Origin of the sequence: Kitasatospora sp. NPDC058478, from assembly GCF_042720345.1 — a bacterium.
In the GTDB taxonomy this organism is placed as follows: Bacteria; Actinomycetota; Actinomycetes; order Streptomycetales; family Streptomycetaceae; genus Kitasatospora.
Genome location: NZ_JBHXML010000033.1, coordinates 1 through 24,309 on the forward strand (window position 1 = coordinate 1; position 24,309 = coordinate 24,309).

A 24,309-nucleotide genomic window follows, 5' to 3' on the forward strand; every position below is an offset into this window, starting at 1 on the left:
GATCCGACAACCGCTCACCCGCACACGACTTGACCTGCCCCACCCTCGCCACACCACAACCAACGAGACAGACACACCAAAGTCACTGGCATTGGCTCTAGGCCCAACGGACGACCGGGTCCCGGTTCCGGTGGCCGATCCGCCGCCGCCCCCTGCGGGGCGAGGGTGGGGGCATGAACGCAGCACAGCACACCGCCCCCGCCCCCGTCGCCGTGGTCACCGGCGCCTCCCGGGGGCTCGGCCTGGCGCTCGCCCGGGCCCTCGCCGCCGACGGCTGGCAGCTGGTGATCAGCGCCCGCGGCGCGGCCGGACTCGCCGCCGCCGAGGCGGCCCTGGCCGCCGTCACCAAGGTCGTCGCCCTCCCCGGTTCCATCGTCGACGACGACCACCGCGCCCACCTGACCGCGGCCGCCGACGGGCTCGGCGGCGCGAGCCTGCTGGTCAACAACGCCGGTACGCTCAACGGCGCCACCGCGCCCGGCGCCGAACCGCTGCCCCGGCTGGCCGACTTCCCGCTGCCGGACCTGCTGGAGACCTTCGAGGTCAACGCGCTCGCCCCGATCGCCCTCACCCAGCTCGTCCTGCCGCAGCTGCGCGCCCACGCCGGGGCCGTACTCAACATCAGTTCGGACGCCGCGGTCGTGCCCTATCTAGGCTGGGGCGGCTACGGCGCCAGCAAGGCGGCGCTCGACCTCGCCACCGCCGTACTCGCCCGCGAGGAGCCGGAGTTGCGGGTGTGGGCGGTGGACCCGGGAAGCATGCGCACCGGGATGTTGCAGGAGGCCAGCCCCGGTGAGGACATCTCCGGCGAGCCGCTGCCCGAGGAGGTGGTGCCGGTCCTGCTCGGACTGCTGCACGACCGCGCCCCTTCCGGCCGCTACCGCGTCGAGGACCTGAGGGCCGCGGCCCGGGGTGGGCGATGACCGGACTGGCGGACCTCGGCCTCGACGTCGCCGTGCCGCCCGAACTCTCCGCCCGGGCACCGGCGGAGGCGCGCGGCGGGGCGCGCGACGGCGTGCGGATGCTGGTCGGCCGGCGCGACCGGGGGAGCGTCGAGCACCACCGCTTCACCGAGCTGCCCGGGGTGCTGCGCGCGGGTGACCTGCTGGTGGTCAACAACTCGGCCACCCTGCCGGCCGCGCTGCCCGGCCGGCTGCCCGACGGTACGGCGGTCGCGCTGCACCTTTCCTCCGCCCAGCCCGACCAACGTGGCTCCTACCTGGTGGAGTTGCGGCGGGTGGTGCCGGGGTCGGCGGCCGCCTACTACCCGCCGGCCGACTCCCCGGCCCGCCCCGGTCTGCGGGTGGCGCTGCCCGCCGGCGGCGCGGCCGAGCTGGTCGCACCGTTCACCGCCCGGCTCTGGTACGCCCGACTCACCTTTCCAGCAGGGCTGTTGCCGTACCTGGAGGCGCACGGCAAGGCGATCCGGTACGGCTACGTGGACCGCGACTGGCCGATCGAGGCCTACCAGACGGTCTTCGCGACCGCCCCCGGCAGCAGCGAGATGCCCAGCGCCGCAAGGCCGTTCAGCGCGGAGGTGGTGGCCCGGCTGGCGGGTCGCGGGGTGCTGGTCGCGCCGGTCACACTGCACACCGGGGTGGCCTCGCCGGAGGCGCACGAGGCGCCGTACGCCGAGCGGTTCCACGTCCCGGCGGCCACCGCCCGCCTGGTCGGCCATGTGCGGGCCGGCGGCGGGCGGGTGATCGCCGTCGGCACCACGGTGGTGCGCGCCCTGGAGTCGGCCGCCGCGCCGGACGGCACCGTCCAGGAGGCGGACGGCTGGACGGAGTTGGTGATCACCCCGGAGCGCGGGGTGCGCGCGGTCGACGGCCTGCTCACCGGCTGGCACGAGCCCCGCGCCTCGCACCTGCTGATGCTGGCCGCCGTCGCCGGGCGGCCCCTGCTCGCCGAGTGCTACCGGGCTGCCGTCCAGCACCGTTACCTCTGGCACGAGTTCGGCGACGTGAACCTGCTCCTGCCGGACTGAGCCCGCGGGCCGTGCCTCCCGGTCGTAGGCCGCGCCACCCGGTCGCGGGCCGGATCACTCGGACGGGCTGCCCGGGGGCAGTTCCAGCTCGAACCAGACCACCTTGCCGTCCCCGGTGCGGCGGCTGCCCCAGCGGTGCGCGAGCTCGTTGACCAGGTGGATGCCGCGCCCGCCCTCGTCCTCGGCGCGGGCGCGCCGGATCCGGGGCGTCTCGCTCTCCTGGTCGGCGACCTCGACGGTGAGCGCCCGGTTGCAGAACAGCCGCAGCTGGGTGGGGGATCCGGCGTGCACCAGGGCGTTGGTGATCAGCTCGCTGGTGAGCAGTTCGGCCCAGTCGGCGAGCGCTTCGAGGCCCCAGGCGGCCAGCGTCTCGCGGGTGAAGCGGCGCGAGTGGGCGACCATCGCGCGGTCGCCGGTGAGCGGCAGGCTGGCGATCCGGTCCGCGCCGACCGGCCGGACCTGCGCCATGATGACGGCGATGTCGTCCTCGCTGGTGGGGCCGGTGAGTTCGGCCAGGACGGCGTCGCAGGTCTGCTCCAGCGAGCGGCGCCGGTCGGCGACCGTCCGGCAGAGCAACTGCAGTCCCTCGTCGATGTCGTGGCCCCGGCGCTCGACCAGCCCGTCGGTGTAGAGCACCAGGATGGCCTCCTCGGGGAGGGTGAACTCCACGCTCTCGAACGGGACTCCGCCGACGCCGAGCGGTGCGCCGGGCGGCAGTTCGACCAGGTGCGCCCGCCCCTGCGGATCGGCGACGACGGGCGGCAGGTGGCCGGCGCAGGCGGCGGTGCAGTGGCGGTCCACCGGGTCGTACACCACGCAGACGCAGGTGGCGAACTGGCCCTCGCCGAGCGCGCTGGAGGCCTCGTCCAGCCGGTGCAGGACGCGCTCCGGGTCCAAGTCCAGGGTGATCAACGTTCGGGCGACGGTGCGCAGTTGGCCCATCGTCGCGGCGGCCCGGATGCCGTGGCCCATCACGTCGCCGACGATCAGCGCGACCCGCCCCGAGGAGAGCGGCACGACGTCGAACCAGTCGCCGCCGACCTCGCTGACCACGCTGCTGGGCAGGTAGCGGTAGGCGAGGTCCAGGCCGAGCGTGCGGTGGATCTCCTGCGGCAGCAGGCTGCGCTGGAGGGTGAGCGCGGTGTCCCGCTCGCGCCGGTAGAGCCGGGCGTTGTCGATCGCGAGGGCGGTGCGCGCGGCGAGTTCCTCGGCCAGCGAGCGGTCCTCCGGGCCGAACGGCTCCGGGTTGCGGGTGCGGACGAACTCCGCGCCGCCCAGTACGAGTCCGCGCGCCACCAGCGGCACCATCAGGTACGAGTGCACCCCGGCGGCCAGCCCCGGCTGGACCCGGTCGGGCGAGGCGGCGATCCGGCGCATCTCCTCCTCGGTCACCTCGGAGACCAGGATCGAGCGCCGGGTGCGCAGGCTCTGCGCGTACAACTGGGCGGACTGCGAGGTCTCGCCGACCTGGTCGGAGGCCGCCGTCATGGTGCCGTCCCGGGTCGCTTCGCCGACCGCCACCGCCCGCATCAGTATCGACTCGTTATCCGGGACGGGGCCGGGCTCCTCACCGCCGAGCACCGCGTCGCGCAGGTCCACGGTGACGAAGTCGGCGAAGCGCGGGATCACCACCTCCACCAACTCCTGGGCGGTGCGGTGCAGATCGAGGGTGGTGCCGATCCGGGTGCTGGCCTCGTTGAGCAGTGACAGCCGCTGCTGCGCGGCCCGGGCCGCGTCCAGCGCCCGCTGCCGGGCGGCGGCCGCGTCCCGCTCGCGGGTGAACAGCAGTGCGTTGTCGATCGACACGGCGGCCCGCACCGCCAACTCGCCGGCCAGCGCCATGTCGTCCTCCTCGTACGGGCGCTCCACCAGGGTGCGGTAGAAGCCCGCGACGCCGACCGCGGTGCCGCGCGCGATCAGCGGGACGACCATGAAGGAGTGGACGTTCTGCTCCCGCACCGCCGCGGCGCGCACCGGGTCGTCGGCGAACCAGGCCAGCCCCTCCGCGTCCATCCGCGGCACCAGGACCGGCTTGCGGTGTGCCAGGCTCCACGCGTACGGCGTGCCGGGTGCGAAGCGGTGCACCCCGCCGAGCCGGGCGACCGGCCGCAATGTCGAGCCGGGCACCGAGTGGAAGGCCATCCGCCGCAGCAGCGCCGAACCGTCCTCCGGGGCGCGGGCCTCGCGCTCGCCGCGGACCAGTTCCTCCAGCACCTCCACCACCACGGAGTCGGCCAGCCTGGGCGTCGCCACCTCGGCCAACTCCTGTGCGGTCTGGGCGAGATCGAGGGTGGTGCCGATCCGGGCGGAGGCCACGTTGACCAGCGCCAGCCGCTCCTGGGCGGCCTTCGCCTCGCGCAGCGCCTGCTGCCGGGCCAGGACGGTCTGGTGCTGGCGCAGGTACAGCCGGGCGTTGTCGATCGCGACGGCGGCCCGCGAGGCCAGCTCGTCGCCGAGGGTGATGTCGGCCTCGGCGAACGACTCCCGGTCGCCGCGCCGCGAGTACACCACCATGCCGAGCGTGGTGCCGCGCGCGACCAGCGGGGTGATCCGCACCGAGCGCGGCCGGTCGCCGAGGTAGGCCCGGCGGTGGCTCTCGGTGATGGCCTCGCTCAGCAGCGGCAGCTCCCAGGACGGCACCACCACCGTCCGCCCGGTGGCCAGCGCCCGGGCGTACGGCGAGTCCGGGGTCAGCTCGTACAGCGATTCCACCGGCAGTGACTCGGCCGGGTACAGCGGGTCGGTGGTGGCCAGGGCCAGCCGGCGGACCAGCTGCGGCGCGTCCGGGTCGGGCGGTTCGACGTTCCGCCCGGCCACCAGCACCTCCAGCGCGAACACCCCGCTGATGTCGGCGACCCTGGGCACCATCGTGTCGGCCAGCTCCCGGGCGGTCTGCCGCAGGTCGAGCGTGGTGCCGATGGAGGCGGTCGCGTCGACCAGCAGGGCCAGCCGCTCCTGGGCGCGCGCCGCCCGGGCCTCGGCGCGGAACCGCTCGGTGACGTCGATGACGGTGGAACTCACGCCGAGCACCCGGCCGCCGGGTTCCTCCAGCCGGAAGTACGAGGCGGACCACGCGTGGTCGCGCTGCGGGTCGCCCGGGGTGCGGCCGTGCGAGCGGGTGTCCACCACCGGTTCGCCGCTCTCCAGCACCCGCCGCATCACCGCCTCGGCCTCGGCGCCGTTGATCCCGGGCAGCACCTCGGTGAGCCGGTGGCCGAGCTGCTCCTCGACGGGCAGGCCGTTGGCCCGGGCCAGCGCCTCGTTCAGCCGGACGAACCGCAGCTCGGGGTCGAAGACGCCCATGCCCACGGGGGACTGGGTGAAGAAGCCGTCGAGCACCGCCAGGTCCGCCTGGATCCGGCGCAGCGTGGTCACGTCGGAGGCGACGGCCAGCACCAGCGTGCGGCCGTCCGGCCCGGTGATCGGATGGGTGCGGAACTCCAGGTTCACCAGGTGCCCGTCCCGGTGCCGGACCGGGAACACGCCGGACCAGGGCCGGCCGTTCAGGATCTGCTGGAACAGCTCCAGCACCTCGGGCCGCTGCTCCTCGGAGGTCAGCAACTTGGCGGCCCTGGCCCCGACCGCCTGCCCCGGGGAGTAGCCGAGCAGTGCCTCCGCGTCGCCGCTCCAGTGCAGGATCCGGCCGTCGGCCTCGATCAGCGCCGTCGCGATCGGCACCATCAGCAGGGCGTCCTGTTGCGGCTCGCCCTGGTGGTGCTCGTTGTCGTTCACCATGGCCAGAGAACCGTCCGGAGATCGTCCCCACCAGCCCTGCCATCTTCGCACGCGGCCCCGGCGGGCCGCTCACCGTAGCGGGCTCACCGGTGCGGCAGCGGGCGCTCCGGGAAGGGCTCGCCGGGCTTCGGCGCCTCGGACTTCGGCGGTGCGGGCGGCCAGGGCGAGCAGCGCGCCGACGAGGCACAGGGCGGCGGCGACCAGGACGGCCCGGTCGGTGCCCGCCGCCAGGGCGCGGGCGGCGGCCTCCCGGCCGGGGCCGCCCGGTCGGGCCGAGCCCGCGACGGCCACGGTGACCGCGACGCCGAGCGCCGAGCCCAGGTACCGGGAGGTGTTGTTGGCACCCGAGCCCATGGCCGCCCGGTGCGCCGGGACGCTGCTGACGGCCAGCCGGGCCAGCGCCGCGTTGAGCACCCCGCTGCCGACGCCCGCCACCGCCAGACCCGGCGCCAGCCGCAGCCAGCCGGAGCCGGGCGCCAGCCCGTACAGGCCCGCCTCGCCGAGGCCGCAGACCGCGAGTCCGACGGCGACCTGCGCGGTGGCCGACAGGTGCGCCGCCAGCCGCCGCGCCTGGAGCGCGGACAGCACCGACAGGCCCGACCAGAGCGCCAGCACCCCGCCCGCGGCCAGGCCGGACAGGCCCAGGACGCCCTGGAGCAGGGTCGGCAGGTAGCTCATGAAGCCGACCAGCGAGAGCCCGGTGAACAGCGCCCCGACGGTGGCGGCGACGAAGCCGGGGCTGCGGAACAGTGCGAGGTCCAGCATCGGCTCCCGGGTCTTCGCCTCGACCAGCCCGAACAGCGCCAGCAGCAGCACGCCGAGGGCCAGCAGCGCGACGACCACCGGCCGCCCCCAGCCGCCGCGCCCCTCGGCCAGCCCGGCGATCAGGCAGGACGTCCCGGCGGCCAGCGTCAGCACCCCGTACGGATCGAGGGCGCGTGGCCGTTCGGCCCGGGACTCGGTGAGGACGGTGGCCGCGTACGCCGCCACGGCGGCCGAGACGATCGCGATCCCGCCGCTGACCGCGCGCCAGCCGGCCCACTGCCCTACCAGCGCGCCGTACACCGGGCCGACGGCGATGCCGAGGCCGACGGCGGCGCCCCAGACCCCGAGGGCCCGGATCCGGCCCGGTCCGGGCGGGTGGGCGTGGCTGATCAGGCCGAGCGCGGGTGCCAGGACGGCGGCCGAGGCGACGCCGAGCAGCACCCGGGCGGCCAGGTAGACGGCGCCGCCGGGGGCCAGCGCGGCCAGCGCCTCGGCGGCCGCGAACAGCAGCACGCCGAAGGTGAAGACCCGCTTGCGGCCGTGGTCGTCGGCGGCGCTTCCGGCGGTGAGCAGCAGGGCGGAGATGCCGACCAGGGTGCCGGTGAGGATCCAGGTCCGGCCGGTGGCCCCGAGGTGCGCGGCCTGGGCGGTGGCGGCGAGCGAGGCGGTGGGGGCGGTGTAGGCGACGGTGACCAGCGCGGTTGCGGCCGCGGTGGCGGCCAGGGTGGCGCGGGGCCGGGCGGGCGCGGTGACGGGCACGGTGACGGGGGAGGAGCCGGGGGAGGAGCCGGGTGGTGCGGGGGACATGGGGTGTTCCCTCCGGAGCGCGGACCTTAGGTCTGGTGAATGAACCTTCGTCTCGGTCGGCACGCTACCACCATTGGTCTGTTCATTGAACCCTCTGTCCGGGTGGACTAGGCTGACCCGCATGGCGCTGGGAACCGACTACGAACAGCAGGACTGCGCACTGGCCCGCGCCCTGGAGGTGGTCGGCGAACGCTGGAGCCTGCTGATCCTCCGCGACGCCTTCTACGGGGTGCAGCGCTTCAACGACTTCCTCGCCCACCTCGGCATCCCCCGCGCCGTCCTCACCGCCCGCCTCAACGCCCTGGTCGCGGCCGGGGTGCTGCGCAAGGAGCCGTACCAGCAGGCGCCGCTGCGCCACGGCTACCTGCTCACCGGGACCGGCCTCGAACTGTGGGGGCCGCTCTACCAGTTGAGCCGCTGGGGCGGCCGCCACGCGACCGCGGGCGGCCCGCACCACCTGTTCGCGCACGCCGTCTGCGGCACCGACCTGGACGTCGTCGGCGTCTGCCCGCGGTGCGGCGGCGCACCCGTCCCGCCGGCCGGGATCGCGATGCGCCCCAACCCCGCCCGTGGCGGCACGCACCGGGACGACCCGGTCTCCCGCTCCCTGGTCCGCCCGCACCGGCTGCTCGAACCGATCGCCTCGGCGGCGCCGGCCGCCTAGCGAACGGCGGTCGGCAAAAGGCGAACGGCGAACGGCTGGCGACAGACGGCGGCGCGGCCGCCGGCAGGCTGCCGACGACCGCGCCCACCGCGTTCCGCTTACGGGTGGAACGTCACCTCCGGATCGGCGGCGGTCGGCCCGTCGAGGAGCGGCTGCGGCGTGCCCTTCAACTGGAGGTCGAAGAAGGCCGCCACGTACGAGCGGGTGAGCTCCACGCCCCGCTCGCCCGACATCGTGGTGCCGGGAGGCTGGGGCAGGTTGAGCTTCTCGAAGAACAGCGGGAAGTCGGTGAAGGTGCCGTGGTTGGAGCCGGCGAAGGTCAACCAGCGCTTCCAGCCGTCGAGGTGCGGCCAGCTCTCCGTCCAACTGCTGTCCTCGGCGCCGTCGGGCAGCGGGTGGCCGATCATCAGGAAGGGCTTGCCGCCGATCCCGGAGGCGGGGACGGTGACGTCCATGGTGCCGTCCAGGTCCACCCCGGCCCGGATCCGGTCGTCGGTGAGCAGGGACGGGACGGTCGAGGCGCCGCCGGCCGAGTGCCCGGCCATCCCGATCCGGTCGCGGTCGATCATGCGGGCGTAGCGCCACGCCGGGTGGGGGCGGGCGGTCAGCTGGTCGAGGACGAAGGAGACGTCCTTCGCCCGGCTGTTGTCCACGGCCGCCCAGGACTCCGGGGTCGTCAGCTTGTTGCACAGCAGGCACGGGAGGGTCTGCCCGTCGGGGAACGTCGTCCCGGTGTTCTCGTAGGTGTGGTCGACCAGCGCGACGACGTACCCGCGGCTGGTCAGGTCCTCGGCGAGGCCGCTCAGCGAGGCCCGCGGCATGGTGAAGCCCGGCGACAGCACCACCAGCGGGAAGTGGCCGCCCTGCGGGCGCGCGTCGGACTTCGCCCAGGTCCGGGTGCCGGTGACCGTCTCGGTCGGGATGGTGTTGCCCGGGAGCTTCCCGTCCAGCAGCATCCGGGCGGCCGCAGGGGTCATGTACGGGGCCGCGCTGCCCGTCCCGGCCTTCGCGGGGTAGTACATCGACACCATCAGCTGGCGCGGACCGGCGGAGGGGACCCACGGATCCGGGCGGTCCTGGTCCACCAGGTGCAGGATCTCCTGCCCGACCGCGTACGGGCCGGTCGGGCGCGGCAGGTCGACGTGGACGGCGGTCGGGGCGGGAGCGGAGGCGGAGGCGTTCGCCGGAGCGGCGGGAGCGGCCAGGGCCGGCACGGCGGCGGCGACGGACAGCGGCAGGGTGAGCAGCAGGGCCGCCGCGGCGGCGGTGGCGCGAAGTCGGTTCATGTGAGGGACGGTAGGCCGGGGGAGCGGAAGTTGACGTCCCCTCAGCGGCGTACAGATCCCTTCCGGGAGGTGCGGGCGGGGACCCTTAGGGGTCGGCCGGACGGACGCCGGCCGGACCGGACCGGGGGGGTCCTTTGAGGAGCCGAACTCGCCGCTGAGCAGCGAGTCCGGGAGTCCAGCCCCCGGGACCGTTCGCCGGTCAGAGGCTCCGGGCCCGGACCTCCTCGACGAAGGCCGCCGCCGCACCGGCGTTCGGCACCGGGAGGGTGAGCGGCAGGCCGGCCGAGTGCGTCCGGATCTCCAGCTCCCCGAGATCCGAGGCCCGCGCGGACTGCACCTCCGCCCACCGGAACGCCTCCGTCGCGGCGAGCGGATGCGGCGGCCGGTGCACCAGCCCGCCGGCCGTCAGCGTCAGCCGCCCCCGGGCGAACCGGACGCCGCCCTCCGTGCGCAACGCCTCGTGCAGCGCGGCCCGGAGGGTCGGGCGGAGCCGCTCGTCGAGCTCCCGGAACAGCTCGTCCAGCCGCCGCAGCTGCGCCAGTGCCAGCGGTTCGTCCGCGCCGACCAGCCAGATCCGGCCCTGCTCGCCCACCCCGTGCCGCCCGCCGGGGGAGTACTCGGTGGCCTCCACCGCACTCCACGGCAGGGGCCGCTCCGCGCCGTCCGCCCCGACCAGCACCAGCCCGCGCTCGTGCACCCGGACGGCCCGCAGGCCCGGTGCCGGCCGCAGCCGCCCGTACCCGCTCGCGGCCGTGATCGCCGCCGCGGCCACCACGGGCGCGGGCCACCACTCCCCGCTCGCCAGCCAGGCCGCCCCGGCGACGGCGGCCGCCGCCGCGTCCAGCCAGGCCCGCGTCCGCCACGGCAGCGGCCGGAACCGCCGGTACACCCGCACCGCCCGGCCGAGCCGCCCGTCGCCGCCCGCGACCGACCGAGCCCGCGACAAGGGCCACACCACCGCCACCTCGGCCACCTCCCGCTGAGCGAACACCACAACCGGAACCACGACTGTCAGATCCTCAGCATCGACCGACCGCCGCGCCCTCGAACAGGGCCAATTCGTACCTCTTGGCCCTGAAACGAACTCACCCCATCCTCCACCTCACTCCGCCGACGGCCGCACCCGGTCCTCCACTCGACCCGGCCTGCCGCTCGATCGGACCCGCCGCCTCAGCTCGTCGTCGCGTACTCGTTCTGCAACGTGCGCAGCAGGGCCGTCCCGGCCGGATCGGCGGAGCGACGGGTGTTGACCAGCACCGCCACCCCCACCTGCTTCTCCGGATCGAAGGCCACGAAGGAGCGGAACCCGCCCGTGCCGCCGTTGTGCCAGATCTGCAGGTGGCCGCCCTGCTGGGTGTGCAGGCGGTGGCCGAGCCACCCCAGGTGCATCCAGGCGAACGGGTTGACCCGGTGCCGGGTCGCCCGGGTGAGGGTGATCGCGGGCGCCAGCGGCGCGTCCGGCTCGCGGTCGGCGGCCAGCTGGGCCCGCAGGAGTATCGCCAGGTCGGAGGCGGTCGACCGGAGCCCGCCCATACCGGGGACGTCCGCGAAGTCCCAGTACGGCACGGGCCGCCCGCCGGAGGTGTGCCCGTGCGCCAGCCGCCCGGACTGCTCCCGGCCCGAGCGCACGTGGGTGTCCACCAGCCCCAGCGGCTCGCATATCTCACGCGCCACCAGCTCCTCGTAGCCGGTGCCGGCCCGGTGGGCGAGGGCCAGGCCGAGCAGCCCGGCGCCGAGGTTGGAGTAGCGGAAGCCACGCCCGGGTCTGGCCCGCAGTCTCGTCCTGGCCAGCCCGGCGAGGACGTACTCGGTGCTGCAACGGGCGTACGGATCGGGCTTGTTGGGATTGAGCAGTGCCGTCGCCAGCAGGCCCCGGGGCAGCCGGGGGAGCCCGGAGGTGTGGGTGGCGAGGTGCCGCAGGGTGATCGGCTGCCCGCCCCTGGCCGGGACGGCGACACCGCCGGGCCGTACGTCGGCGAGCACGTCGGCGAGCGGTTCGTCGAGCCCGGTGGCGGCCCCGCCGGAGTCGGCGAGCACCAGCCGCGCGAGGACGAGCGAGGTGAACACCTTGGTGACGGAACCGACTTCGAACAGGGTGTGCGGCCCGGGCGCGGCGCCGCCCGGACCGGTCCGCCCGGCGCCGCGGATCTCCACGGCGCCGCCGGCCAGCCCGGCGACCACCGCACCGACGTGCTGGCCTGCGAGCCGGTCGGCGGTCTGTTGCACGAGGCCGGCGAGTTCGTTCATGCCTTGAGCGTAGGGCGTGTCTTCGAACCCCCGTCGTCCGCCGGAGCGACGATTTCAACCGCCCTCCGCTGCCCCCGCAGGAGGACGCCCCCCACATGAGTACGTCCCGCTACGCTCGGCAGCGTACGGGCACCACGGTGTGATGACCGGTCCGGGCGTAGCGGGGCGCGTGGTGGGGCGGGGGCGAGCCGTCAGCAGCTCAGGTTGCCCCCGGGGACGGTGCCGAGGATCTGGACGAAGCTCTGGTACAGGCTGATCCGGTGCTGCATCTGGGCGGTGTTGTTGCCGTTGCACTCCAGCGAGCCGTTGATGCTGCGGATCGTCTCACCGAAGCCGTACCCGTTGACCATGGCGTTGTGCGCGGTCATGGTGCCCGGCCCGTTCTGGGTGTTCCAGTACCAGAGGCCGGTCTTCCAGGCCACCGCCGGGTCGGTCTGCACCAGGTTCGGATTGTTCAGCAGGTCGATGCCGAGCGCGTCGCCGGCGGCCTTGTAGTTGAAGTTCCAGCTCAGCTGGATCGGCCCGCGCCCGTAGTACGCGGCCTGCCCGGCCGGGCACCCGTACGGCTGCGAGGTGTCGCAGTAGTGCGGGTAGTTGGAGGTGTTCTGCTCGACCACGTACACCAGTCCGCCGGTCTCGTGGCTGACGTTGGCGAGGAACGCGGCGGCCTCCTGCCGGCGCACGGTGTCGCTGCCGGTGGCCGCGAAGCCGGGGTAGGCGCCGAGCGCGTCGAGCAGGCCCTGGTAGGTGTAGAAGGAGTTCCGGCCCGGGAACATCTGGTCGAACTGGGCCTGGCTGACCGGGAATCCGCCCGGGTTGGGCGGCTGGGTCGAGCCGCAGCCGTACGGCTCCCAGTACCAGGTGCTGATGACCGGGTCGTAGCCCGGGTTGTCGTGGGTGGCGCGGTAGTAGCCGCCGTTGGTGTACCGGACGATGTCGCCGGCGACGTAGGCGCGGCCGGCGACCCAGGCGGGGTAGTTGCAGGTGCCGGACGTCGGGGTCGGCGTCGGGTCGGTGGACCCGCCGCAGGAGCCCTGGTCGGCCCAGACCCCGGTGCCGCCGGTGCTCGGGGGCTCGTTCTGGGTCCACCACTTGGCGTTCCAGTTGTGCCCGTTGTACGAGACGGCCGCGCCGCCGGTGTAGGCGGTGGCCGCGCTCCACGGCGTGCCGCAGGCGGCGGCGCTGGCGGAGGCGGGGAGGAGCACCGCGACCGCCAGCGCCGTGACCACGGCGGAGAGCAGCGCGAGCAGGCGTTTCATTGACACGTCATCACCCCTTGTGCGGTGGGGGCCGCACGTCGTCGTGACAGGGACTTGAGTGGGGCAGGGGAGCCGGGTCCCGTGCGGGGGTGCGCCAGGGGGGCGGCCGACCGGGGTGTGGGCCGGTGCGGGGCCGTGAAGGCGACTCAAGCGGAGTGTTCTATACCTGTCAAGAGAGTGGGTGAAACCGGCTCACAAATGCGGTGCGCACGCCCCCGGCGCCCCTGCGAGCCCCATCGGCCCCCGACCCGCCCCCTTCAGCCCCCGAGCGCCGCCCGCAGCCGGGCCGCGACCTCCGCCGCCCCCGCCTCGTCCGGGTACTTCCCCCGCGGCCAGAAGAAGCCGCGCAGCCCGTCCTTCGGATTGCGCGGCACCACGTGGACGTGCAGATGCGGCACCGACTGGCTGATCCGGTTGTTCGCCGCCACAAAGCTGCCCGCGGCTCCCAGTCCGCGCTCCACCGCGGCGGCCACCCGCTGCACCTGGAGGAAGAACGGCCCCACCTCGGCGGCCGGCAGGTCCGCCAGGGTGCGGCGGTGGGTGCGCGGGACGACCAGCACGTGGCCGGGGAACAGCGGCCGCCGGTCCAGGAAGGCCACCGCCGCCTCGTCGTCCAGCACTCGGTGCGCGGGCTCCTCGCCCGCCACCACCGCACAGAAGACGCAGTCCATCCGTCCATTCAATCCACCGGCGGCCGCCCCGGCACTTCCGCGATCGCGCGGTTGCGGGGCGTCACCCGTCCGGCCGCCGAGCAGGTGCGGCCGCCCGGTCGGGGGGCGCACGGTGCTGGAGGGGGTCGACCAGAGGCGCGCCGCGCGCCGTACGAGGAGGTGGCCCGATGGCGGGCAAGTTCGAGGTCTACGAGGACGCCGGCGGCAAGTACCGGTTCCGGCTCAAGGCGGGCAACGGCGAGATCGTCGCCACAGGCCAGGGCTACTCCAGCAAGGAGGCCGCCCACAAGGGCGTCGAGGCCGTCCAGCGGGCGGCCAGCGACGCTCCGGTGGTGGACGTGCCCAAGGCCGCCTGAGCACGCCGAGCGCCGAGCGCGCCACGCCCGCCCGCACCGTTCGTCACTCGTAGCGGTAGAGCAGCGCCTCCCGCTCGGTCTGCTCGATCATCTCGACGGTCAGCGACTCGTCCCGCAGGTGCGAGAGGGTGATCTCGGCCGAGGTCGGCTGCGCGTCCTTGGCCGGCCAGTTCTCCGGCTTCCACGCCGAGCCGCGCAGGAAGGCCTTCGGGCAGTGCGCGTACACCTCCTCGACGGCCACCACGATCGCGCTGCGCGGGGGCTTGCCGACGGCGGTCAGCTGCCGCAGCAGCTCCGGGTCGGTGGAGATGCAGGCCCGCCCGTTGACCCGCAGCGTGGTGTCCCGGCCCGGGACCACGAAGAGCAGCCCGACCCGGCCGTTCTCCAGGATGTTGTGCAGGGTGTCCAACCGCTTGTTGCCGGTGGCGTCCGGGATGGCCAGGGTGTGCTCGTCGAGGACGGAGACCACCCCGGCCGGCCCGCCGCGCGGGGAGACGTCGCAGCGCCCGGCGGCGTCCGAGCTCGCCACGAACACCAGCGAGGAGCAGGCGATCAGCCGCCGCGCGACCTCGTGCAGGTGGTCGACCTGCTTGCGGCGCGCGTGCTCGCCGGGCTGCTCGTAGATCTCGCGCAGCTGCGCCGGGTCGGTCAGCGCCCCTGCGCTGAGGGCGGCGAACAGGCTGCCCGGCATGTCCGGAGCGGTGGTTGACGCAATGACAGATTCCGGTGTGCTGGTCATACCGGAAATCTAGCCGAACCCCTTTCCGGAGCGCCTGGCCGCCGGGCGGTGCACCCCTCGGTAAAGCTTCCCCGCCACCCCTCCCCACCAGCGGTTTTACGCTGATAATGGGGCCAGGCGCTCCGCTCGGAGGTGGTGGTCGTGATCGTGAGGATCTGGGCCGGGCAGGTCCTGGCCGGTCGCATCGAGGAATTCTGTGTGCTGCTGACAACCCAGGTGATCCCGCAGCTCGGGCGGACCGACGGTTGCCTGGGCGGCGAACTGCTGCGCTCGGTGACCGAGGACGGACACCGGGTGCTCGTGGTGAGCCGCTGGCGCGACGAGGCGGCCCTGCGCGGGTACGCGGGGCCGATGTGGCGGATCCGGCCGGTCTGGTCGGAGGGCGAGCTGTGCTACCTCGCGCACCCGCCGGTGGTCACCCACTTCACGTCGATCGCCGCACCCGCCACGCTCTGACCGCACCCGCCGCGCTCCGGCCGTACCCACTACCCTCCGTACGTGCCTGCCACCCTCCGTAGGCGACCGCCACGTTGTGGGCGTCACCTACCACCCGGCCGCACATTCCCCGCATCCGCGTGAAACAGGCCACAGCGGAAGGCTCTCCCTGGCCTTGCGCGCGTCGTGGCAGAATGACCCCAACAGCAGTGACGTTCAGCGCACTCCGGGGTCGGTGAAAATCCGAACCGGCGGTTACAGTCCGCGACCCGTCCGCAGCCAGCGGCCGGTTGACCAGGTGAAATTCCTGGACCGACGGTTAAAGTCCGGATGGGAGGCGTGCGCGGGCGGACGAAGAGCAGTATCCGTGGTCCCCCGGTGGACCACGGCCAGGTGAACGGCGGGAGAGGTGTCTCCCGGGCCGGGCGAGCGATCTCCCGGCGGCCTCGGCATCCCGGCGACGGGTCGTGCCGTCGGCTCGCGCGCCGTTGCCCGTCCGTGTCATCTCCCATGCCGCCCCGGAGTCCGCGCCCCCAAGCGCGAGGAGAACCCGGGTGTTCACCGGCATCATCGAAGAGCTCGGCGAGGTCGTGTCGATCGAGGAGATCGGCGACTCCTCGCGAATCCGCCTGCGCGGCCCGGTGGTCTGTACGGGTGCGCGGCACGGCGACTCCATCGCGGTCAACGGCGTCTGCCTGACCGTCGTCGACAGCCCGGACCAACTGGCGGCCGATACGGGCGAGTTCAGCGCCGACGTGATGGCCGAGACGCTGCACCGCTCCAGCCTCGGCGAGTTGAAGCCCGGCTCCCGGGTCAACCTGGAGCGCGCCATGGCGCTCGGCGACCGGCTCGGCGGCCACCTCGTCCAGGGCCATGTCGACGCCACCGGCACGCTGTTGGGCCGCGAGCCCGGCGAGCGCGACGCGGCCGGCGACCTGCGCTGGGAGGTGCTGCGCTTCTCGCTGCCCGACACCATCTCCCGCTACCTGGTGGAGAAGGGCTCGATCACGGTCGACGGCGTCAGCCTCACCGTGGTGGAGGCCGCCCGGGACAGCTTCACCGTCAGCCTCATCCCCACGACCCTCGCGCTGACCTCGCTCGGCGCCAAGGCCGTCGGCGAGAGCGTCAACCTCGAAGTGGACGTGCTCGCCAAGTACGTCGAGCGACTGCTCGACTCCCGCACCCTTCCCCCGACGATCGCCGGAGAGTCCAAGTGAACTGGCTCAGCGGAGAAGCGTTCACCGTCTTCGGCGAGCACGTGAAGTGGGCCGACATGTTCGGCAACCTGCTCGGCCTGGCCGGGCTGGCCTTCGGCTGGCGCCGCTCGGTCTGGAGTTGGCCGCTCCAACTCCTGTCCGGCGCCGTGCTGATCGCCGCCTACCTCGGGGGCCACGTCCCCGGCCTGATCGGCAAACAGCTGATCGTGCTCGTCACCGCCGCCTGGGGCTGGGCCCAGTGGCGGCGGGGCCGCCGGGACACCGGCACGATCGCCGTCCGCTTCGCCACCTGGCCGGAGCGGGCCGCCCTGGTGGTCGGCACCGCGGCCGGCACCGTCGCGCTGGCCTGGCTGTTCACGGCCCACCCCAGCCTGTCCTGGAGCCCCTGGTCGGACGCCTACATCTTCGTCGGCACGCTGGCCGCGATGGTCGCCCAGGCCCGTGGCTGGCTGGAGTTCTGGTTCGCCTGGATCGCCGTCGACGTGGTCGGCGTCCCGCTCGCCTTCAACAACGGCTACCCCTTCTCCGGCCTCACCTACTCGATCTACTTCGTCCTGGTGCTGCTCGGCCTGCGCTCGTGGTGGCTGAGCAGCCGTGAGCCGCGCGTCAACTCCGCCAACGTCCCGCAGGGAGCCACGGTATGACCGAGAACCACACCGCCGACCGCGACCGCGAGGTGGCACCCGAGCTCGTCCTCGACCCGGTCGAGCGCGCGATCGCCGACATCGCCCTCGGCCGCGCCGTGATCGTGGTCGACGACGAGGACCGTGAGAACGAGGGCGACATCGTCTTCGCCGCCTCCGCCGCCACCCCGGAGCTGATGGCCTTCACCATCCGCTACAGCTCCGGCGTGATCTGCGCCCCGCTGACCGGCGAGGAGCTGGACCGGCTCAAGCTGCCGCCGATGACCCAGGTCAACGAGGACCGCAAGGGCACCGCGTACACCGTCTCGGTGGACGCCCGGGAGGGGGTCGACACCGGCATCTCCGCCGCCGACCGCGCCCGCACCGTCCGGCTGCTGTCCTCGCCCGGCACCGAGCCCGGCGACCTCACCCGCCCCGGGCACGTGTTCCCGCTGCGCGCGGTGGAGGGCGGCGTGCTGGTGCGCCCCGGCCACACCGAGGCCGCCGTCGACCTGGCCCGGCTCGCCGGACTGCCGCCGGCCGGTGCGATCGCCGAGGTGGTCAACGACGACGGCACCATGGCCCGGCTGCCCGAGCTGGTCGCCTTCGCCCGCGAGCACGGCCTCGCGATCATCTCCATCGAGGACCTGATCGCCTACCGCCGCCGCACCGAACTGCACGTCGACCGGGCCGCCGTGACCGCCCTGCCCACCGTCCACGGCGAGTTCACCGCGGTCGGCTACCAGGGCACCATCGACGGCGTCGAGCACATCGCGCTGGTGGCCGGCGGCCTCGGCGCCGACGGCCGGCTGCCCGAGGGCGAGGACGTCGTGGTCCGGGTCCACTCCGAGTGCCTGACCGGCGACGTCTTCGGCTCGCTGCGCTGCGACTGCGGCCCCCAGCTGGAGGCCTCGCTGCACAAGGTCGCCGAGTCCGGCCGCGGAGTGGTGCTCTACCTGCGCGGCCACGAGGGCCGGGGGATCGGCCTGGCCCACAAGCTGCGCGCCTACGAACTCCAGGAGCAGGGGCGCGACACCGTCGACGCCAACCTCGACCTCGGCCTGCCGGCCGACGCCCGCGACTACAGCATCGCGGCGCAGATGCTGGTGGACCTCGGCGTCCGCTCGCTCACCCTGCTCACCAACAACCCGGAGAAGCTCACCGCGCTCACCGAGCACGGCCTCAAGGTCAAGGGGCGCGAAGCGGTCGAGATCGCGCCGGGTGAGCACAACCTGCGCTACCTGCGCACCAAGCGTGACCGGATGGGCCACGACCTGCCCGGCCTCGACTCCTGAACCCACCCCGCGCCCCACGCACCACACCCCACACCCCACGCACCCCATGACGACGGACAGGAAGAACGAGCATGAGCGGCCACGGAGCCCCCGAGCTGACCATCGACGGCGCCGCCGACCTCAAGGTCGCCGTCGTCGCCGCCCAGTGGCACGACGTTGTGATGAACGGCCTGCTGGACGGCGCCCACCGGGCGCTCAAGGAACTGGGCGTCACCGAGCCGACCGTGCTGCGCGTCCCCGGCACCTTCGAGCTGCCGGTCGCCGCCAAGCGCCTCGCCGACCACGGCTACGACGCGGTCGTCGCCCTCGGCGTGGTGATCCGCGGCGGCACCCCGCACTTCGACTACGTCTGCCAGGCGGCCACCGCCGGCCTCACCCAGGTGAGCGTCGACACCGGCGTCCCGGTCGGCTTCGGCGTGCTGACCTGCGACAACGAGGAGCAGGCGCTCGACCGCGCCGGCCTGCCCGGCTCCGCGGAGGACAAGGGCCACGAGGCGGTCACCGCCGCCGTCGCGACCGCCGCGGTGCTGCGCGCCGCGCTCTGAGCGCACCGCCCCGACCCGGACCGTGGACGTCCAACGGACTGTCCACGGTCCGGGACCGTTTACCGCCGGTCAGCCCGCACGCCGTAAGGTGAGTCCCATCATGGCTTCGAAGACATTCGAGGAGCTCTTCGCCGAGCTCCAGCAGAAGGCCGCCACCGGCGACCCCTCGTCCTCCCGTACCGCGCAGCTCGCCCAGCAGGGCGTCCATGCGATCGGCAAGAAGGTCGTCGAGGAGGCCGCCGAAGTCTGGATGGCCGCCGAGTTCCAGACGGACGAGCAGACCGCCGAGGAGATCTCACAGCTCCTGTACCACGTTCAGGTGATGATGATCGCCCGCGGGCTGACGCTCGACGACGTCTACAAGTACCTCTAAACCCGAACCGCACGCCCCTCCCCACAGGTAAGGAACCAACCTCCCATGCTGCGCATCGCCGTCCCCAACAAGGGTTCGCTCTCGGGTCCCGCGGCGGAGATGCTCCATGAGGCCGGCTACCGCCAGCGGAAGGACCCCAAGGAGCTCGTCCTCGTCGACCCGAACAACGAGGTCGAGTTCTTCTTCCTGCGCCCGCGCGACATCGCCGTCTACGTCGGCTCCGGCCGCCTGGACGTCGGCATCACCGGCCGTGACCTGCTGCTGGACTCGCACTCCAACGCCGAGGAGGTGCTCGCGCTCGGCTTCGCCGCGTCGACCTTCCGCTTCGCCCGCCCCGAAGGCGTCGCCGTCGAGGACGTCAAGGGCCTGGAGGGCCTGCGGATCGCGACCTCCTACACCGGCCTGGTCGAGCAGCACCTCGCCGACCACGGCGTGAAGGCGACCGTCACCAAGCTGGACGGCGCGGTGGAGACCGCGGTGCAGCTGGGCGTCGCCGACGTGATCGCCGACGTGGTGGAGACCGGCACCAGCCTGCGCAACGCCGGCCTGGAGGTGTTCGGCGAGCCGATCCTGATCTCGGACGCCGTGGTGATCCGCCCCAAGGGCGCGGGCGAGGACACCCGGGTGGACCAGTTCCTGCGCCGCCTCCAGGGTGTGCTGGTGGCCCGCCGCTACGTGCTGATGGACTACGACATCCGCGCCGAGAAGGTCGGCGCCGCCGTGGCGCTCACCCCCGGCCTGGAGTCGCCGACCGTCTCCCCGCTGCACACCGAGGGCTGGGTGGCGGTGCGCTCGATGGTGCTCCGCAAGGAGGCCCAGCAGATCATGGACGACCTGTGGGCCATCGGCGCCCGGGCCATCCTGGTCACCAACATCCACGCCTGCCGCCTCTGACCGGCGCGGCGGCGACCTCGCCCGCCGTGGTGCGGGTAAGGAACGGTTGAATGGGGCGGGGACGCTGACCGGCGTCCCCGCCCTTCGTCTGGATCCGTCCGTTGCCCGGAACCGTCGTTCCCGGGAACGACCGTTCCCCCGAACCACCCCACCGGAGACCCCACGTGTCCACGCCGCCCGTCGAGTTCCCCGTCACCTGGGCGCCGCGCCGCACCCGCGCCGTGCTGCTGCCGGTCTGCGCGCTGCTGGTGGTGCTGTTCGCCGTGATGGCCGTGGCGCTCCCGGAGAACTGGCAGCTCAACGACCGGATCATGATGGCGGGCAGCGGCGTGCTGTTCGCGTGCGTGGGCCTGATGCTGGCCCGCCCCCGGGTGAGCGCCGACGCGCAGGGCGTGACGGTGGTCAACTTCGTCCGCAGCCGCCGGCTCACCTGGGCCGAGATCGTCCGGGTCAACTTCCGCCAGGGCGACCCGTGGGCCACCCTCGACCTGGCCGACGGCACCTCGCTCGCCGCGGTCGGCATCCAGTCCGGTGTCGGCAAGGACCAGGCGATCGCGCAGGCCCGTGCCCTGCGCGACCTGGTCGAGCACCACGCCAGGGCCTGAGCCCCGCGCCACCGCCGCCGCCGGTCGGCGCCCGCCCGTTCACACCGGCACCGCCCGCCCGCCGACGCCCGCTCCCGACACCCCGCCGGGCCCCGCCGGGCCTGCGAATCCTCGGCCCGGCGGGTCCGAACACTCTTCCTACCATCGTCCGGCTATGGTCTACGCTGGTAAAAGCAGGGCAAAACTTCCGTCCTGCCCGAAAGACGACTTGAGGAGTGACTTCCCCCCTCGATGGACGATCCGTCCGGTAGTACCTGCGCCGCCCACCTTCCTGTCAGCGGAAGGCAGGCGGCACTGTGATCACCGCCTGGCTGCTGTTGCTCGCAGCCCTCCTGCTGATCCTCGCCAACGGCCTGTTCGTGGCCGCCGAGTTCGCCTTCGTGACCGTCGAGCGCGGGGCGGTCGAACGCTCCGCCGGGGCCGGCGACGCCAAGTCCGCCCGCGTCTCCCGGGCCCTGCGGCACCTCTCGTTCGAACTCTCCGGCGCCCAGCTCGGCATCACCGTCACCTCGCTGGTGGTCGGCATGCTCGCCGAGCCGGCGCTGTCCACCCTGCTCAGCCCCGTCATGACCGGGATCGGCGTGCCCGAGTCGGCCGCCCGCGGCGTCGCCGTGGTCGTCGGCATGGTGCTCGCCACCGTGGTGCAGATGGTGATCGGCGAGCTGGTCCCGAAGAACTGGGCGATCTCCCGCCCGCTCCAGGTGGCCCGCGCGGTCGCCGCCCCGCACATGGCCTTCTCCTTCGCCTGCCGCCCGCTGATCAGCTTCCTCAACGGGGCGGCCGACCGGACGGTCCGCGCCTTCGGCGTCGAGCCGCAGGAGGAGCTGGACCACGCCCGGACCCCGGCCGAACTGGTCTCGCTGGCCCGCCACTCGGCCAAGGCCGGCGCGATAGACGAGGAGTCGGCGACCCTGTTCGTCCGCACCCTGGGCCTGGGCGAGCTGACCGCCGAGTCCGTGATGACCCCGCGGATCGACGTCGCCTCCCTCCAGAGCGACGCCACCGCCTCCGACGTGATCAACCTGACCCGGGCCACCGGCCTGTCCCGCTTCCCGGTCTACACCCACAGCCTGGACGAGGTCACCGGCATCGTGACCCTCAAGGACGCCCTCGCCGTCCCGGCCGCCCGGCGCGGCCTGGTCCGGGTGGGCGAGCTCACCTCGCCGCCGCTGCTGGTGCCCGAGACCCTGCCCGCCGAGCGGCTGCTCGACCAGCTGCGCCGCCTCCAGCCGATGGCCATCGTGGTCGACGAGTACGGCGGCACCGCCGGCGTCGTCACCGTCGAGGACATCGTCGAGGAGATCGTCGGTGAGGTGCAGGACGAGCACGACCCCGCCGACCGCCCCGAGCTGCTCCCGCTGCCCCCGGTGAACGGCCTGCCGGCCTGGGAGGCCGAGGGCCGCGCCCGGATCGACCAGCTGGAGGCGATCGGCCTGATCGCCCCGGACGGCCCGTACGAGACGCTGGCCGGCCTGGTCTCCGACCTGCTCGGCAAGCTGCCCGAGGTCGGCGAGCAGGCGGAGCTGCCGGGCTGGCGCTTCACCGTGACGGGTGTCGACCGGCACCGCACCAGCCAGGTCCGGGTCGAGCGCACCAGCGCGCCGGCCTCGTTCGGAGACGACCAGGAGAACGCCCGATGACCGCGCTCCAACTGGCCGTCGCCGTCCTGCTCCTGCTCGGGAACGCCTTCTTCGTCGGCGCCGAGTTCGCCGTCGTCTCGGTGCGCCGCAGCCAGATCGAGCCGCTCGCCGAGGCCGGCCACAAGCGTGCCCGCACCGTGCTGCACGCGCTGTCCAACGTGTCCGCGATGCTGGCCGCCGCCCAGCTCGGCATCACCGTCTGCTCGCTGGGCCTCGGCGCCCTGGCCGAGCCGACCATCGCCAGTCTGCTGGAGGGCCCGTTCCACGCGATCGGCGTCCCGTCCGGTCTGATGCACCCGCTCTCGTACGGCATCTCGCTGGCCGTCGTGGTCTTCCTGCACATGGTGATCGGCGAGATGGTGCCCAAGAACATGGCCATGGCGGGCCCGGAGAAGGCCGCGCTCTGGCTCGGCCCGCCGCTGGACCGGCTGGCCCGCTGGCTGGCCCCGGTGATCAGCCTGCTGAACGCCATCGCCAACGGTGTGCTGCGGCTGTTCCGGGTCGAGTCCAAGGACGAGGTCGAGTCGGTGTTCACCACCGAGCAGCTGATGTACCTGCTGGTCGACTCCCGGGACGCCGGCCTGCTCGACGAGGGCCGCCAGGAGCGTCTGGAGGACGCCCTGGAGCTGGGCCACCGCCCGGTCACCGAGGTGCTGCTCAAGCCCGAGCAGCTCGTCACCGTGGACACCAAGGTGACCGCCGCGGAGGTCGAGGAGCTCGCCCTGCGCACCGGCTTCTCGCGCTTCCCGGTCACCGACGGCGACCCGGCCGGCCACGGCTACCTGGGCTACCTGCACCTCAAGGACATCCTCGACGTGGAGGACCCGTCCGCGCCCGTCCCGGCCCGGCTGTGGCGTCCGATCACGGTGCTGCGCGGCAGCCTCCCGCTGGACGACGCGCTCGGTGCGATGCGCCGGGCGACCTGCCACCTGGCCGCCGTGCTGGACCAGGACGGCCGCACGCTCGGTGTGGTCATGCTGGAGGATGTGCTGGAGGAGCTGGTCGGCGAGATGCACGACCCGGACCACCGCTCCGCCGCCTGAGGTTCCCCCTTTCGCTGACGGCGTGTCCGCTGCGGGCGATTCTGCTCTCAGCGTGCAGCCGTTCCCATGCCGACCACCCTGGGCGCAGGGTGGTCGGCATGAGGCTTCTCCTGCTGGGTGGAACGAATTTCGTCGGACGGGTCGTCGCCGAGGAGGCGCTGTCCAGGGGATGGGAGGTGACGGCCCTCAACCGCGGTACGCAGCCCGCGCCCGCGGGCGTGACCGCGCTGCTGGGCGACCGCACCGCCGAGGGCGGGCTCGCGGCGCTGGCCACGGGGGAGTGGGACGCGGTGGTGGACACCTGGTCCGGAGCCCCGACGGCGGTGCGCGACAGCGCCCGCCTGCTGGCCGGCCGGGTCGGCCACTACGGGTACGTCTCCAGCCGGTCGGTGTACGACTACCCGCTGGCGCGCGGGGCGGACGAGTCGGCGAAGGTGGTCGGGTCGTCCCCGGACGCCGAGGGCCAGGTGCCCTACGCCGAGGCCAAGCGCGGCGCCGAACTGGCCCTGGAGGCGGAGTTCGGCGGGCGCGCCCTGCTCGCCCGGGCCGGGCTGATCCTCGGCCCGCACGAGAACATCGGCCGGCTGCCCTGGTGGCTGAACCGGATCGCCCGGGGCGGCCCGGTGCTCGCCCCCGGCCCGTACGACCTGCCGCTGCAGTACATCGACGTCCGCGACCTCGCGAGCTGGCTGCTGGACGCGGCGGCGGCCCGGCTCGGCGGCGCGTGCAACGTGGTCAGCCCGGCGGGCCACACCACGATGGGCGAGCTGCTGGAGGCCTGCGTGCGGGTCACCGGCTCGGACGCGGACCTGCGCTGGACCGACCCCGAGCGCATCCTGGCGGCCGGCGTCGAGCCCTGGACGGAGCTGCCGATCTGGCTGGCGCCCGGCGAGCTGAACGACTTCCTGCACGGCGCGTCCGTGGACCGGGCGGTCGCCGCCGGGCTGCGCTGCCGGCCGGTGGGCGAGACGGTCGAGGACACCTGGGCCTGGCTGCGGTCGATCGGCGGCGTCGCCCCGCAGCGCGCCGACCGGCCGAAGGTCGGCCTCGACCCCGAGCGCGAGGCCGAGCTGCTCCGGGGCTGAGCCCGGCGCGATCCCGGCGTGATCCCGGGGAGCTGGTC

23 protein-coding genes and 1 riboswitch are annotated in these 24,309 nt (G+C 73.8%); of the genes, 15 read left to right on the plus strand and 8 right to left on the minus strand.

Going from position 1 to position 24,309, the window contains the following annotated elements:
- The first annotated feature begins 173 nt into the window (after positions 1–173).
- Both ACFWPT_RS19530 and ACFWPT_RS19535 read left to right on the plus strand, forming a co-directional pair.
- The gene (locus ACFWPT_RS19530) at positions 174–923 is read left to right on the plus strand and encodes an SDR family NAD(P)-dependent oxidoreductase (RefSeq protein ID WP_363369728.1); all 750 of its coding nucleotides are present in this window, start codon (positions 174–176) and stop codon (positions 921–923) included.
- The gene (locus tag ACFWPT_RS19535) at positions 920–1,987 is read left to right on the plus strand and encodes an S-adenosylmethionine:tRNA ribosyltransferase-isomerase (protein WP_380483068.1); all 1,068 of its coding nucleotides are present in this window, start codon (positions 920–922) and stop codon (positions 1,985–1,987) included. The genes ACFWPT_RS19530 and ACFWPT_RS19535 overlap by 4 nt, the downstream gene beginning before the upstream one ends.
- Before the next feature lie 54 nt (positions 1,988–2,041).
- Here the strand turns inward: ACFWPT_RS19535 and ACFWPT_RS19540 are convergent, their stop codons facing one another.
- Entirely contained in the window at positions 2,042–5,722 is a 3,681-nt protein-coding gene (locus ACFWPT_RS19540; RefSeq protein ID WP_380483070.1) for a SpoIIE family protein phosphatase, read from the minus strand.
- 69 nt (positions 5,723–5,791) lie between these two features.
- Positions 5,792–7,294 carry an MFS transporter gene (locus ACFWPT_RS19545; protein WP_380376545.1) on the minus strand — a complete coding sequence of 501 codons (1,503 nt, stop codon included), beginning with the start codon at positions 7,292–7,294 and terminating at the stop codon, positions 5,792–5,794.
- Between the two features lie 121 nt (positions 7,295–7,415).
- Here ACFWPT_RS19545 and ACFWPT_RS19550 point away from each other — a divergent pair, with 121 nt between their 5' ends.
- Positions 7,416–7,958, plus strand: a complete 543-nt coding sequence (locus ACFWPT_RS19550; RefSeq protein WP_380483072.1) for a winged helix-turn-helix transcriptional regulator — start codon at positions 7,416–7,418, stop codon at positions 7,956–7,958.
- A gap of 98 nt (positions 7,959–8,056) precedes the next feature.
- Here the strand turns inward: ACFWPT_RS19550 and ACFWPT_RS19555 are convergent, their stop codons facing one another.
- The 5 genes from ACFWPT_RS19555 to ACFWPT_RS19575 all read right to left on the minus strand — a co-directional run bounded on the left by ACFWPT_RS19555 (position 8,057) and on the right by ACFWPT_RS19575 (position 13,421).
- Positions 8,057–9,244, minus strand: coding sequence for an alpha/beta hydrolase family protein (locus ACFWPT_RS19555; protein ID WP_380483074.1), 1,188 nt, complete (start codon positions 9,242–9,244; stop codon positions 8,057–8,059).
- A gap of 199 nt (positions 9,245–9,443) precedes the next feature.
- Positions 9,444–10,250 (minus strand): hypothetical protein, encoded by an 807-nt coding sequence (locus ACFWPT_RS19560; RefSeq protein ID WP_363369716.1) that lies wholly within the window; start codon positions 10,248–10,250, stop codon positions 9,444–9,446.
- A gap of 164 nt (positions 10,251–10,414) precedes the next feature.
- Positions 10,415–11,491, minus strand: a complete 1,077-nt coding sequence (locus ACFWPT_RS19565) for a serine hydrolase domain-containing protein (RefSeq protein ID WP_380483077.1) — start codon at positions 11,489–11,491, stop codon at positions 10,415–10,417.
- A gap of 191 nt (positions 11,492–11,682) precedes the next feature.
- Positions 11,683–12,750 carry a glycoside hydrolase family 19 protein gene (locus ACFWPT_RS19570; RefSeq protein ID WP_380483152.1) on the minus strand — a complete coding sequence of 356 codons (1,068 nt, stop codon included), beginning with the start codon at positions 12,748–12,750 and terminating at the stop codon, positions 11,683–11,685.
- 257 nt (positions 12,751–13,007) lie between these two features.
- A complete protein-coding gene (locus ACFWPT_RS19575; protein WP_380483079.1) occupies positions 13,008–13,421 on the minus strand; it encodes an HIT family protein in 414 nt (137 codons plus the stop codon).
- Positions 13,422–13,588: 167 nt separating this feature from the next.
- On the opposite strand from ACFWPT_RS19575, the gene ACFWPT_RS19580 reads away from it, so the two are divergent.
- On the plus strand, positions 13,589–13,777 hold the full coding sequence (locus ACFWPT_RS19580) for a DUF1508 domain-containing protein (protein WP_063346479.1): 189 nt from the start codon (positions 13,589–13,591) through the stop codon (positions 13,775–13,777).
- Between the two features lie 43 nt (positions 13,778–13,820).
- On the opposite strand, the gene ACFWPT_RS19585 is transcribed toward ACFWPT_RS19580, so the two are convergent.
- Complete coding sequence (locus ACFWPT_RS19585) at positions 13,821–14,516, minus strand: MSMEG_1061 family FMN-dependent PPOX-type flavoprotein (RefSeq protein WP_380483081.1); 696 nt, start codon at positions 14,514–14,516, stop codon at positions 13,821–13,823.
- Between the two features lie 141 nt (positions 14,517–14,657).
- On the opposite strand from ACFWPT_RS19585, the gene ACFWPT_RS19590 reads away from it, so the two are divergent.
- From ACFWPT_RS19590 to ACFWPT_RS19640, 11 genes are all read left to right on the plus strand, one after another.
- Entirely contained in the window at positions 14,658–14,972 is a 315-nt protein-coding gene (locus ACFWPT_RS19590) for an antibiotic biosynthesis monooxygenase (protein WP_159398348.1), read from the plus strand.
- A 197-nt stretch (positions 14,973–15,169) separates the two neighbouring features.
- Positions 15,170–15,297: riboswitch (FMN riboswitch) on the plus strand.
- A 208-nt stretch (positions 15,298–15,505) separates the two neighbouring features.
- On the plus strand, positions 15,506–16,168 hold the full coding sequence (locus ACFWPT_RS19595) for a riboflavin synthase (protein WP_380483083.1): 663 nt from the start codon (positions 15,506–15,508) through the stop codon (positions 16,166–16,168).
- A gap of 56 nt (positions 16,169–16,224) precedes the next feature.
- The gene (locus tag ACFWPT_RS19600; RefSeq protein WP_380483154.1) at positions 16,225–16,812 is read left to right on the plus strand and encodes a nicotinamide riboside transporter PnuC; all 588 of its coding nucleotides are present in this window, start codon (positions 16,225–16,227) and stop codon (positions 16,810–16,812) included.
- Positions 16,809–18,086, plus strand: coding sequence for a bifunctional 3,4-dihydroxy-2-butanone-4-phosphate synthase/GTP cyclohydrolase II (locus ACFWPT_RS19605; RefSeq protein ID WP_380424032.1), 1,278 nt, complete (start codon positions 16,809–16,811; stop codon positions 18,084–18,086). The genes ACFWPT_RS19600 and ACFWPT_RS19605 overlap by 4 nt, the downstream gene beginning before the upstream one ends.
- 71 nt (positions 18,087–18,157) lie before the next feature.
- Complete coding sequence (gene ribH, locus ACFWPT_RS19610; protein ID WP_063346473.1) at positions 18,158–18,631, plus strand: 6,7-dimethyl-8-ribityllumazine synthase; 474 nt, start codon at positions 18,158–18,160, stop codon at positions 18,629–18,631.
- Positions 18,632–18,731: 100 nt separating this feature from the next.
- Entirely contained in the window at positions 18,732–19,004 is a 273-nt protein-coding gene (locus tag ACFWPT_RS19615) for a phosphoribosyl-ATP diphosphatase (RefSeq protein WP_063346472.1), read from the plus strand.
- A gap of 45 nt (positions 19,005–19,049) precedes the next feature.
- Entirely contained in the window at positions 19,050–19,898 is an 849-nt protein-coding gene (hisG, locus tag ACFWPT_RS19620; protein ID WP_363369700.1) for an ATP phosphoribosyltransferase, read from the plus strand.
- A 164-nt stretch (positions 19,899–20,062) separates the two neighbouring features.
- Positions 20,063–20,503: a PH domain-containing protein gene (locus ACFWPT_RS19625; RefSeq protein ID WP_380483086.1), complete on the plus strand. Its 441-nt coding sequence runs from the start codon at positions 20,063–20,065 to the stop codon at positions 20,501–20,503.
- 296 nt (positions 20,504–20,799) lie between these two features.
- Positions 20,800–22,143 carry a hemolysin family protein gene (locus ACFWPT_RS19630; protein ID WP_380376522.1) on the plus strand — a complete coding sequence of 448 codons (1,344 nt, stop codon included), beginning with the start codon at positions 20,800–20,802 and terminating at the stop codon, positions 22,141–22,143.
- Entirely contained in the window at positions 22,140–23,186 is a 1,047-nt protein-coding gene (locus ACFWPT_RS19635; protein ID WP_063346468.1) for a hemolysin family protein, read from the plus strand. The genes ACFWPT_RS19630 and ACFWPT_RS19635 overlap by 4 nt, the downstream gene beginning before the upstream one ends.
- Before the next feature lie 98 nt (positions 23,187–23,284).
- Complete coding sequence (locus tag ACFWPT_RS19640; RefSeq protein ID WP_380483088.1) at positions 23,285–24,271, plus strand: NAD-dependent epimerase/dehydratase family protein; 987 nt, start codon at positions 23,285–23,287, stop codon at positions 24,269–24,271.
- The last annotated feature ends 38 nt before the right edge of the window (positions 24,272–24,309 follow it).

Bases quoted from the DNA above. Each gene is read 5' to 3' on its own strand.
- hisG (WP_363369700.1), top strand. From the start codon at position 19,050: ATGCTGCGCATCGCCGTCCCCAACAAGGGTTCGCTCTCGGGTCCCGCG.
- ACFWPT_RS19555 (WP_380483074.1), bottom strand. From the start codon at position 9,244: ATGAACCGACTTCGCGCCACCGCCGCCGCGGCGGCCCTGCTGCTCACC.
- ACFWPT_RS19580 (WP_063346479.1), top strand. From the start codon at position 13,589: ATGGCGGGCAAGTTCGAGGTCTACGAGGACGCCGGCGGCAAGTACCGG.
- ribH (WP_063346473.1), top strand. From the start codon at position 18,158: ATGAGCGGCCACGGAGCCCCCGAGCTGACCATCGACGGCGCCGCCGAC.
- ACFWPT_RS19570 (WP_380483152.1), bottom strand. From the start codon at position 12,750: ATGAAACGCCTGCTCGCGCTGCTCTCCGCCGTGGTCACGGCGCTGGCG.
- ACFWPT_RS19540 (WP_380483070.1), bottom strand. From the start codon at position 5,722: ATGGTGAACGACAACGAGCACCACCAGGGCGAGCCGCAACAGGACGCC.
- ACFWPT_RS19550 (WP_380483072.1), top strand. From the start codon at position 7,416: ATGGCGCTGGGAACCGACTACGAACAGCAGGACTGCGCACTGGCCCGC.
- ACFWPT_RS19635 (WP_063346468.1), top strand. From the start codon at position 22,140: ATGACCGCGCTCCAACTGGCCGTCGCCGTCCTGCTCCTGCTCGGGAAC.
- ACFWPT_RS19605 (WP_380424032.1), top strand. From the start codon at position 16,809: ATGACCGAGAACCACACCGCCGACCGCGACCGCGAGGTGGCACCCGAG.
- ACFWPT_RS19545 (WP_380376545.1), bottom strand. From the start codon at position 7,294: ATGTCCCCCGCACCACCCGGCTCCTCCCCCGGCTCCTCCCCCGTCACC.
- ACFWPT_RS19530 (WP_363369728.1), top strand. From the start codon at position 174: ATGAACGCAGCACAGCACACCGCCCCCGCCCCCGTCGCCGTGGTCACC.
- ACFWPT_RS19575 (WP_380483079.1), bottom strand. From the start codon at position 13,421: ATGGACTGCGTCTTCTGTGCGGTGGTGGCGGGCGAGGAGCCCGCGCAC.
- ACFWPT_RS19615 (WP_063346472.1), top strand. From the start codon at position 18,732: ATGGCTTCGAAGACATTCGAGGAGCTCTTCGCCGAGCTCCAGCAGAAG.
- ACFWPT_RS19535 (WP_380483068.1), top strand. From the start codon at position 920: ATGACCGGACTGGCGGACCTCGGCCTCGACGTCGCCGTGCCGCCCGAA.
- ACFWPT_RS19585 (WP_380483081.1), bottom strand. From the start codon at position 14,516: ATGACCAGCACACCGGAATCTGTCATTGCGTCAACCACCGCTCCGGAC.
- ACFWPT_RS19565 (WP_380483077.1), bottom strand. From the start codon at position 11,491: ATGAACGAACTCGCCGGCCTCGTGCAACAGACCGCCGACCGGCTCGCA.
- ACFWPT_RS19600 (WP_380483154.1), top strand. From the start codon at position 16,225: ATGTTCGGCAACCTGCTCGGCCTGGCCGGGCTGGCCTTCGGCTGGCGC.
- ACFWPT_RS19640 (WP_380483088.1), top strand. From the start codon at position 23,285: ATGAGGCTTCTCCTGCTGGGTGGAACGAATTTCGTCGGACGGGTCGTC.